Here is a 252-nt window from a genome sequence, read left to right as displayed (position 1 = left end):
CGGTTGATGCATGCGATTGGCCGGTCCGATCTGGCGGAAGATCCCGCGTTGGCGCACAACGACGGGCGGGTGCCGCGCACGCAGGAAATTGACGATGCGATCGGCAACTGGACACGCGAGCGCGCCATCGACGAGGCGCTTGCCGTGCTGCAGGGCGCAGACGTGCCCGCGAGCCGCATCTACACCGTAGCCGATATGTTCAAGGATCCGCAGTTCATCGCGCGTCAGATGATCCAGCGACACACGTTCTCG

At 64.3% G+C, this 252-nt stretch carries 1 protein-coding gene; it reads left to right on the top strand.

Features of this window, described 5'->3' with window-relative positions; all coding sequences use genetic code 11:
- On the top strand, nucleotides 1-252 hold a 252-nt coding region (locus CDV44_RS27480; RefSeq protein ID WP_170936143.1), incomplete at both ends, for a CoA transferase.

Source organism: Pandoraea sp. PE-S2R-1, assembly GCF_002179865.1.
Classification (GTDB): domain Bacteria; phylum Pseudomonadota; class Gammaproteobacteria; order Burkholderiales; family Burkholderiaceae; genus Pandoraea.
This window is presented reverse-complemented; position numbering and strand designations above follow the sequence as displayed.